The 2,172-nt window shown below is 73.8% G+C and carries 2 protein-coding genes; both read left to right on the top strand.

Features of this window, described 5'->3' with window-relative positions; genetic code table 11:
- Positions 1 to 1,617 (top strand): ABC transporter permease (locus PLL68_RS12195; protein WP_324534454.1); only part of this gene is annotated, 1,617 nt, incomplete at its 5' end.
- The coding region (locus PLL68_RS12190) for an ABC transporter ATP-binding protein (protein WP_324534452.1) at positions 1,614 to 2,172 on the top strand (559 nt) is incomplete at its 3' end. The genes PLL68_RS12195 and PLL68_RS12190, both read left to right, overlap by 4 nt.

Here is a 2,172-nt window from a genome sequence, read left to right as displayed (position 1 = left end):
CATGCTCGACGAGGTGGGTCTGACCTGAGCACGCTGACGCCACCGACGGCCCGGGACGCCACACCGGCGGCCCGGGCTTCGGCGCGCCGCCGGGACCCCGCACCCCCGTGGTACCTGTCCGCACCGTCGGTGGTGGTCGCCCTCATCGCCCTGATCCCGATCGGCTACCTCGTGGTGCGCGCGGCCGAGGCCGGGCCGGGCCGGATCGTCGACATCCTCGCGCGCCAGCGCACGATGGAGCTCGTCGGGCGCAGCCTGCTGCTCGTCACCCTCGTGACGGCCCTGAGCGTGGCCATCGGCGTCGGGCTGGCCTTCCTCGCGGCGCGCACCGACGTCCCGGGCCGCCGGGTCCTCGCTGCTCTGGCTCCGCTCCCGCTGGCGATCCCCAGCTATGTCGCGGCCTTTGCCTGGATCTCGGCCCTGCCCCAGATCGCCGGTCTCACCGGGGCCGTGCTCGTGCTGACCCTGTGCTGCTACCCCTACGTCTACCTGCCCGTGCTCGCGGCCCTTCGTCGCGCAGACCCGGGCCTGGAAGAGGTCGCCCGCAGCCTGGGCCGCACCCCGTGGCAGACCTTCCGCGAGGTCACCCTGCGCCAGGTGCGCCCCTCCGCGGCCGCCGGTGGCCTGCTCGTCGCGCTGTACACGCTCAGCGACTTCGGGGCCGTGTCGATCCTGCGCTACGACGTCTTCACCCGCGTGATCTACACCGCGTACCGCTCGAGTTTCGACCGCTCGACGGCCGCCGTGTTGTCCCTGCTGCTCGTGGCGCTGACCGTCGCGATCAGCGTGGGGGAGTCACGGGTTCGCCGCCGCGACGTCGCCCGCATCGGGGCCGGGGTCGCCCGCCAGCCAGAGCCGCTGCGGCTCGGACCCCTGCGCCTGCCGATGGCCGGTGGGGCCGGGGTCGTCGTCGTGCTGGCGCTCGGTTTCCCGATCGCGTCGTTGCTCTACTGGTTCACCACCGGGCTCTCGGCCGGGTTGGATGCCGGTCGTCTGGGTGCCGGGATCGCGGCGACCGCGTGGCTGTCGTTGCTCGGGGCCGTGGCCTGCACGCTGGGTGCCGTGCCCGTCGGCATCCTCGCGGCCCGGCACCGGGGCCGGTTCACGACCGTCATCGAACAGGTGACGTACGCCGGGCACGCCCTGCCCGGAATCGTCGTGGCGCTCGCCCTGGTCTTCCTCGGGGTCCGGGTGGTGCCGTGGGCCTACCAGGAGGCGCCACTGCTGGTCCTGGCCTACGTCGTGCTCTTCCTGCCGACCGCCGTGGGCTCCGTGCGCAGCTCGGTGGCCCAGAGCTCGGTGCGCGGCGAAGAGGTCGCCCGCTCGCTCGGAGCCACCCCCGGCGAGGTGCTGCGCCGCGTCACCCTGCCGCTGGCAGCGCCAGGCATCAGCGCAGGGGCGGCCCTGGTCCTGCTCACCTGCATGAAGGAACTTCCCGCGACCCTGCTCCTGCGCCCCACCGGCACCGACACCCTGGCCACCAGTCTGTGGACCCAGACCGGTGTGGGAGCCTACGGAGCAGCAGCCCCCTACGGTCTGGCACTCGTCGTGCTCGCCGTGCTCCCGACCATCTGGCTGATGCGCGCATCGGCCCACGACCGAGGAAGCGAGTCATGAACACGCTGTCGATCCGTGACCTCGACGTCACCCTGGGTGACCTCGCCGTGCTGCGCGGCGTGCACCTGGAGGTTCCCAGCGGCTCCGTGACCGCGGTGCTCGGCCCGTCGGGGTGCGGCAAGACGACGTTGTTGCGCGCGGTCGCCGGCTTCGTGCGGCCCGACCGCGGCGAGATCCGGGTGGGCGACACGGTCGTCAGCGGGCCGGGCCGCCACCTCGCGCCCGAGCGTCGCGGCATCGCGCTGGTTCCCCAGGAGGGGGCCCTGTTCCCGCACCTCAGCGTCGGGGACAACGTCGCGTTCGGCCTTCCGAGGGCGCAGCGCCGCCGCTCGCCGCGGGTCGCCGAGGTGCTCGACCTCGTGGGCCTGCACGGGTTCCAGGACCGCAGCCCCGGCGAGCTGTCGGGCGGACAGCAGCAGCGGGTGGCCCTGGCGCGGGCGTTGGCGCCGAGCCCGTCCCTGGTGCTGCTCGACGAACCGTTCTCCGCGCTGGATGCCGGGCTGCGCGAGTCGGTGCGCGCCCAGGTCCGTGACGCCCTCGAGCGCTCGGCGACCA

This window comes from Ornithinibacter sp., assembly GCF_035443565.1.
Taxonomy (GTDB): domain Bacteria; phylum Actinomycetota; class Actinomycetes; order Actinomycetales; family Dermatophilaceae; genus Fodinibacter.
Note: the sequence above shows the minus strand (reverse complement) of the source record. Positions and strands in the feature narration are given on the sequence as shown.